This window comes from Roseofilum sp. (assembly GCF_982964205.1).
On sequence record NZ_CEZBFX010000105.1, the window covers coordinates 1 to 7,735 of the forward strand.

Annotated in this window: 4 protein-coding genes; 1 reads left to right on the forward strand and 3 read right to left on the reverse strand. The window is 44.6% G+C overall.

What is annotated here, in order from left to right:
- Positions 1 to 60 precede the first annotated feature (60 nt).
- Positions 61 to 2,508 (reverse strand): VIT domain-containing protein, encoded by a 2,448-nt coding sequence (locus tag AC3A14_RS19675; RefSeq protein WP_318735711.1) that lies wholly within the window; start codon positions 2,506 to 2,508, stop codon positions 61 to 63.
- A 692-nt stretch (positions 2,509 to 3,200) separates the two neighbouring features.
- Here AC3A14_RS19675 and AC3A14_RS19680 point away from each other — a divergent pair.
- Positions 3,201 to 4,337, forward strand: coding sequence for a glycosyltransferase family 4 protein (locus AC3A14_RS19680; RefSeq protein ID WP_318719289.1), 1,137 nt, complete (start codon positions 3,201 to 3,203; stop codon positions 4,335 to 4,337).
- Between the two features lie 225 nt (positions 4,338 to 4,562).
- Here the strand turns inward: AC3A14_RS19680 and AC3A14_RS19685 are convergent, their stop codons facing one another.
- Positions 4,563 to 5,846: a DUF6312 domain-containing protein gene (locus AC3A14_RS19685; RefSeq protein WP_318719288.1), complete on the reverse strand. Its 1,284-nt coding sequence runs from the start codon at positions 5,844 to 5,846 to the stop codon at positions 4,563 to 4,565.
- Positions 5,847 to 5,930: 84 nt separating this feature from the next.
- Positions 5,931 to 7,735, reverse strand: a 1,805-nt coding sequence (locus AC3A14_RS19690; protein WP_487779118.1) for a LamG-like jellyroll fold domain-containing protein, incomplete at its 5' end; no start/stop codon positions are given.

Consider the following 7,735-nt stretch of genomic DNA (forward strand, 5'->3'; position numbering starts at 1 on the left):
CTGTTTTTGAGTTCTCCTTACTTTATTTTATCTTTTCTTTATAAACAGTCTCTAAGTCTGTTAATTCCCGTTAACTCGCAAGGTTACCGATACTGTACCCTGAACTGAACTGGGAACCGGCCAACCAAGTAAAACCGATCGCACCGCTCGAATAGCGTCTTCGTCTTCTATCGTCGAATTTTCCTCATCCAGAAGCACCCGACGAACGCGCCCATTATTCGTCCAGACTTCTAGAGTCAAATCCCCAGAAACCTCGTCAGGAAGCGAGATAGACTGAATATACTCGGTTAAAGCGGCGATCGCCCCCTCACTTAATCCCTCAGCCTTCACCACCTCAATGCGGTTGGGCAAGCTTTCTGCTTTATTTTCCTCTGTCAATTCCATCTCCTCCATGTCCATCGTATTCATTGGAGGAGCCGGAGGGAGCGCAGCCGTTTCAGGTTGGGGAGCAGCAATCCTTGCCAGAGGCGCAAATCCTCCCCTCGTTCCACCACTTCTGCTTGCTCTACCAGGACTTGGCATAACGGCTCGATCTTCCTCTGGTATACCAAAAACACCCTCATAACTCACGCCATCAGGTAACTCTACCGGCACTTCTACCCGCACAGATCGACCATCGGGGTTAACGCGCACTTCCTCGCTCACAGCGATAAATGCCGTGTATTCAGACAACAGGCGATAATCGAGGGCAGTCTGCGTCACCGCATTGACTCCAGACTTCGTTTCGCTGCCGTACATTCGTGTCATCAGATCCTTAATTTTGGCTCTACCCCAGAGCTGGGCGATCGCCTCACCATCCCCCCTAAAATTGACCGGGAACGCCTGTTCATAACGTTTTCCACCTGCCGAAACCCCTCGAATGGTTAACGTCCCATTTTGACCGTCTGTCTTGCGTCCGAACACCACCAACGGTTGACTGGCAAACAGATCTGGAGGTGCGAGACGATAAATTTCTGGAGTCTCTCCTGCACCGCTCCACGTCACCTCAATATTGCTCAAAACCGGGTTATTAATTTGGCTGAAAAACGTCTTCACCACCGGGTCAATATTCTCATCGTGGCGTACCACTTGCACGGTTCCTCGTCCCACTTCTGCCAGTCGATCTAACAAAAATCGATTCGTAGAACTGCCCACCCCAAAGCTATACAAGCGATTTCCCCGTTTCAGATTCTTTTGCACCGCCGCAATAATTTCCTGGTCATTGCCAATATAACCATCGGTGAGCAATACCACACTCCGCAACCGTCCTTCTGGGGGTGCAGGAAAGTTCATCACCGCATTGATGCCATTCATTAACTCCGTTCCCCCTTCGGCGTTCAGTTGGTTAATATACGAGAGGGCTTTTTGGCGATTTTGCGCAGTATTGGTTAGTGGAGATGCAGACAACTGGCGAGCCGTATTAGAAAAATCGATAATCGTAAACGTATCGTTGGGATTTAAACCCCGAATAAATTCTCGCATCAACGCTTGGGATTGGGCAATAGGTGCGCCGGACTGAGAACCGGAAGTATCCATCAAAAAGACTACATCTTTGGGGATAATTTCCTGAGGTTGATAGTCTAAAGCGGGAATTAAATAGGCCGCGAAATGTCCGCCATTTCGATCCTTTTGCGTCAGGAGAGTCGCTTGAGTTTCCTGTCCTGAAACTTGATAGCGTAACACCAGATCTTTGTTCGGAATTTGGTCTTCTGGCGAGAGTTGAATTTCAGTGATATTGCGCTGTTTTTGCACTAAGATTTCATGGGAAGTCGAAGTAATATTACTAATGGGAACGCCGGCATCAATGTTAACGGAAACTTGGATATCATGACCCGATCGCGTCCCTGGCTTCAGTACTGGGGGCGTAATCCGAGAAGCATCGGGCACTTGATCCGTATCTTCCGTTCCTTGAATCGAGTTACCCGGAATATAGCGCGGCCCAACTACCATGGGAAAGACAAACTCATAATCCCCCCCTTCAAACGTCAGGGAGTCCGTGTAGCGGATAGTGACCTCAATTTTTTCTCCCGGTCGAATATTGGCTAAAGATTGGGTAAAAATATTCGCCCGCTCTTGCTCTAAAAGTCCCGCAGTGCGTCCTTCTGCTCTCGCTTGTTCGTAGATTTCTTGGGCTTCTTCCCGTTTCTTAATGCTACCCTTGATGATGCGATCGCCTAACTTAATCTCCATATCATACACCGCCGCCTCATCTGGCAGGGGAAACACATACACCGCTTCCAGAGGATCTTCAAACGGATTTTCAAAGGTTTGGGTGACTTCCACCTGGGAAACATTGCCGGAAACCGTAGCATTGACAGAAGTGTTTTTTAAGGGGAAAACTTGCGTTTGACCGTCTTCTGAGGTCACCCAGAGACCGTTGGAGGTCAAATCAGCAGGCTCTTCCATGGAGTTAGCGGCTTGAATCATGGCATTAGGAGAACTAGGAGGAAAAACGGAGATCTGTGCAGTGCTGTGCAGACATCCGGTGAGGAGTAAGGATAGGGGAAGAAAATAAGTGAGTTTATTCATAAGAATAGAGGTAATGGGTAATGGGGAATAGGTTCATCTGGCAAGTCTGTGTGTCTCCGCGTCCCCATGTCCCAGAATGGCATAACTGCATGGTAGGGGAGGTTAGGTTACACTTTTAGTAACACTCCGATTTTCTTTGGACGTAAAGGAGCAGATTTGATTCATCTTCATGTCATAAAACTCGGACAAAACACGGGTTGACTCCGGCACAGGAATGGTAGGATTCTCCTGTGGAAAACTATTATTTTTAAACCCAACTCCTGTACTCGCAAATTATCTCAGACAGATTCGAGGAGTTTAGAGTCTAAATGGTAAGACTATCAGAGTCGTTTTCAAAACTTCCTTTTGGATAGCCCACTTGGTTTTTAGTACTTTCTTGGAAGTCTATATACGTCTGATAGAGTGCTTGCTGCGATCGCTGTTGAAAATTGGAGCCAATGACCACCACACCGATTTGTTGGGGATTAATCGGACATTTCAGATAGCCAATGGGCGAAAATTACGGGCTAGCGATCATGGATTGTAATTTTAGTGTACCATCTTAAGTATCAAAGATAATCTTGAGAACACACAGGGTGAAACCCTTTCTGCTTTGCTTGTTTCTATACTTTGACTTTTTCCATAGATGGGTACTTGATTGAATTTAACATTCAATCAAGTAATTATCATAAACAGTAGTATTTGGCAAGATCATGAAAATTGTATTGGTTTGTACAGAAAAGTTGCCTGTACCTTGTGTTCGTGGGGGTGCAATCCAAACCTATATTGACGGCATTTTACCTTACTTAAGTCAAGAACATGACGTGACCGTTTTTTCAGTCAGCGATCCGAATTTGCGAGACCAGGAAATTCGCAATGGTATTCGGTATCAGCGAGCAACACCAGGAGACTCTGATTTTTATTATCAAGAAGTCGCTAATTTTGTAGCCCAAGAATCCTTTGATTGGGTGATTTTCTATAACCGACCTAAATATTTACCTATGGTGGCTGATGCCGCACCCAATAGTCGTTTTCTTCTGAGTATGCATAATGAAATGTTTCATGCTAAGAAAATTACGCCTGAACTGGCTCATCGCTGTCTCGATCGCGTCGATCGTGTGGTTACCGTGAGCCAATTTATTGCTGATGGAATTGCTAATTTATTTCCAGGTTATGAGCATAAACTCCAACCGGTTTATGCGGGAGTCGATCTAGAAAGATTCCAGCCTCGATGGGCATCGGGCGTACAAGAACGTCGATCCAGCTTATTGGCTGAACAGAATTTAGAAGACCGAAAAGTGGTTCTTTACGTTGGACGTTTAACGGATAAAAAAGGCCCCCATATTTTGCTGAGTGCTTTTCCTGATATTCTAGAACAGCATCCGTCTGCTATTCTTTTATTGGTAGGCAGTAAGTGGTACGGAAAAAATGAAGAAAATGAATATGTACGTACTCTGAAAAAACAAGCACAAGAATTAGGAGATGCGGTACGTTTAACGGGTTTTGTTTCACCCGATCGAGTTCAAGACTATTTTCTATTAGGTGATATTTTTGTTTGTGCTTCTCAGTGGCAAGAACCGTTAGCTCGTGTTCATTATGAAGCTATGGCTACTGGATTATGTATTCTAACTACAGTACGCGGAGGAAATGCAGAAGTCATTATTCCAGAAAAAAATGGTCTACTGATTACAGATTATGAAAATCCAGACGCATTTTCCCAACCGATTAACTCCCTTTTATCTAATCTCGATTTAGCGGAAGATATGGGACGAAATGGCCGGCACTTAAGTGAGATAAATTATAGTTGGTCTCGCGTAGCTTCAGATATTTTAAGTATTCTAGATCGCTAGAAACTTAGTATTTAGCGATTAGCTCTTTTATGAGTGAAGGTATAGCAGTGAACTCGTTAAGGTAGGATGGTTAAGTTATTGTTTGAGGCAATAAGCACTCTAGCAATAGAAACTGTCCTAGCTCTCCCTTCCACTGCTATATAATTCCAAGAAAAGTGGAAATGGGTAGAAGTTTGAGTATTCATCTCGCTGAGTGCTGATTTTTTTATCGGTTGGATGAAACCACTACATCTTGGAGAGCGCTTTTCCCCAATTTTTATACCAATCCCGAAGCCAACCGTTTTTCTTCTTGCGATTAGATCGCTTGTGGCGTTTAGTATATTCCCTAGTGGCTCTATGTTGTTTATTACTTAAGCGTCTGACTAGCTTTTCTATCGGTCTTAAAGACTTAGATTGCTTTTTACGTTTCTTTTTTTTATCCTTAGTTTTGGTGGATTTTCCATGGATAAGATCGGGTTTACCACCAAATTTGTCTTTACTGCGTAAAACAACAATTTTGTCTATGCCTTGGGGGACTTTAATCTTCGTTTTTCGTTGAATTTTAGCTTTAGATTTTTTGGGTTGAGTTTGAGGTGCAGAAGTGGGCATAAAGGGGAGTTGACTGGAGGGAGAAAATTGCCAGGTAGCTCCATAAATTTGACCTGAGTTACTCTGGAGGGTGAGATCGCCGGCTATTTCTCCCGATCCGTCATTGAGCGGCCAATATCCCACTAAACCCGGTTCATCCCCAGCTAGACGGTGAAACCGATGGTTACCAATCTCTTTAGAAGTTCGTGCCTTATTCCAGAGACGGACTTCACTCATTTCTCCCTGAAATCGAGTTTGGCCAAATAAGCGCCCTATTTGCAAGGGAACTTCTGTATTGGGATGGACTTGTTCCGGGAGGGGTTGAGTACCTTGGAACTCTCCATCGATATAGAGGATGGCTTGTTGATTGTCAACAACTAAAGCTAGATGATGAGAGTTGCGATCGCTTAAATTAATCGTAGATTCCCATACTACTGGGGCTTGAGCAAACAGAAATCGAATTTGTTCTTGATGACTCTTTAGTTTCAGGTAGGCCAATCCATAGCTATAATTATGCTGCCGCGAACCTCGACCGACAATATAGTATCGAGTACCGGGTTTAACTTCCCTGAGCTTGATCCAGACCTCAAGGGTGAGACTATCGCTTAAATTAAAGCACTCTGCAATGCCGCAATCAACATAATCATCTTTGCCATCAAACGCTAAGGCTGCTTCCTCCACATCTTGAACTGTTTGCACTAATGCTAGACTCTTCTTTTTTGAAGGGATGGCTTTTTTTCGAGCTTGAACTCTGTGAAAGGAACGAACTCCAGACAAGTGATAATTCTTATTGAGTTGAATTTCCTCTAATCCATTGCCCAGAACAGGATCGGTCTTCATCTGTTCATCCACAGTTGGGACACTATCATTGCTCTCAAGAGCGATCGCCTGTTCTAGATGGCAGTTAATCAGATCGGAGTTTGGAGGAAGGTTCTCAGTCATGATTGATCCGGTTTAGGGTTAGCAACTAACCCCTGTAGTTTTGGGGAATCTAGGCTACAGGGGAGGATGAACATTACAACGATTTTAGAACAGCTTGGATACGCTCTTGCTGTAATTTTTGGCAAAATCCTTGAGCCAACCATTCTTTTTCTTGCGATTAGAACGCTTATGGCGTTCAACATAAGTATGAGTTGCTTCATCCTGACGCTTCGCCACTTTCCTTACGTATTTCTCGTAGGGAGAGAGGTATTTCGATTGCTTTTTCCGTTTCTTCCGTTTCTTCCGTTCCTTAGATTTAGCCGACTTGCCATAGAGAGTCTCGGGTCGTCCACCAAAATCTTCATCACTCTTGAGAACAGTAATACTAGTTACAGACCGATCTAGAGGAATCCGTTTTTTGGAGGCTGGTTTTGGCGTAGGTTCTGGTTCTGGTGAGATATCGTTATCTTCATCAGCCGCGGAGAGTTCTAAATCTGTGCTTTGCCAAGTTGCACCATTCATGACACCAGGTTGCGCATTACCCGTTCGATCGGCGATTACATCTCCCTTGCCTTCATCTAAAGGCCAATACGCGACTAGCCCTGATTCATCCCCTGTTAAACGGTAGCCCATAGCTTCTTGAACTTCATCAGCAGTTAATGCCTTATTCCAAATCCGGACATCACTCAGTTCACCCGCAAAGTATTTATCATTATTGCGATTTCTACCCAAAACATAATCCCTAAACACAGTGGTCATCGCATTAACCGCTTTTGAATTTTGTGGCTCCCCATTCAGATAAGTTTGCACCACCTTACCATCATAAGTCACCACCAGATGCTGCCATTCTTGATTCACTTTAGCAATGCGAACCTGAATATCACTATGATAAAAGCGATAAAATCCCCCCATAACATCTATCTGGCATGAATCACTCTCAGTCAGATTATTAGAGCTACTCAGTAACCCAGCATAGTTGGATTGATTTTGGCTCGCTTTCGCCCACAGTTCCACAGACAATGCTGAAGTTTCCCACGCAGAATTGGGAATGGTAACATAGTCATCTATACCATCAAACATTAGAGAAGCAGGGGAGAGGCTTTCTTCTTCCACGTCCGTCTCTTCTGCGGTTGTTTCCGGTTCTACAGGTTCTTCTGTCTCTTCTGCGGTTGCTTCCGGTTCTGGAGCTGGCGTTAAGCTTAAATCTGAAGTTGCCCAAGTTCCGCTATGAACCGTTCCTGTATTCCCATGACTCGTATGGTCCTCTGCGGTAGTTCCGGTCCCTTCATTGAGAGGCCAATAAGCCATTAATCCCTCTTCCTCCCCAGTCAATTGCTGATTCATACTGGCTTTAATCTCCTCCGGAGACCGGACTCGATTCCAAATCCGTACTTCTGCCATTTCTCCTTTGAAGAGATTACCCAATTTATCCGCTTGTGAGCCTAGACGAACGGGCAATTTAGTTACTGTTCCTACTCGACTGGGAGTAGCTTTATTTTCTTCTTCTCCATTGATATAGAGTTTAGCTCCATTGGCTTCATGCTTAAAGGTGACCGCCACATGCTGCCAAATTCCTGTTTTTAACGGTGTACGGCTGGTGAATGCAATCCCTTTGTTAATGAAGCGCAGATTTTGGGGGTATGTATCGAAGGTAAATCCTTCATTTTTGCCACCAATATTTTTGTCTACAATCCGCTTACCTAAAACTTCCGGTTTAATCCAGGCTTCAATGGTGAAGTTGTCCGTTAGGTCTAGCGTCGGATTGGTGGGAATGTTTACATAGTCATCAACTCCATCAAACGTGAGAAGGGTTGTCTCAGTTGAGGTCGTTTCGGAGGGTTCGGCTGTTGCAGGTTCTACTTTTGGCGCTGGTGGGAGTTCTAAATCTGAGGTTTCCCAGGTGGCTCCAT

What these genes read in the sequence shown, in the direction of transcription:
- AC3A14_RS19680 (WP_318719289.1), top strand. Translation starts at nt 3,201, where the DNA reads ATGAAAATTGTATTGGTTTGTACAGAAAAGTTGCCTGTACCTTGTGTT.
- AC3A14_RS19685 (WP_318719288.1), bottom strand. Translation starts at nt 5,846, where the DNA reads ATGACTGAGAACCTTCCTCCAAACTCCGATCTGATTAACTGCCATCTA.
- AC3A14_RS19675 (WP_318735711.1), bottom strand. Translation starts at nt 2,508, where the DNA reads ATGAATAAACTCACTTATTTTCTTCCCCTATCCTTACTCCTCACCGGA.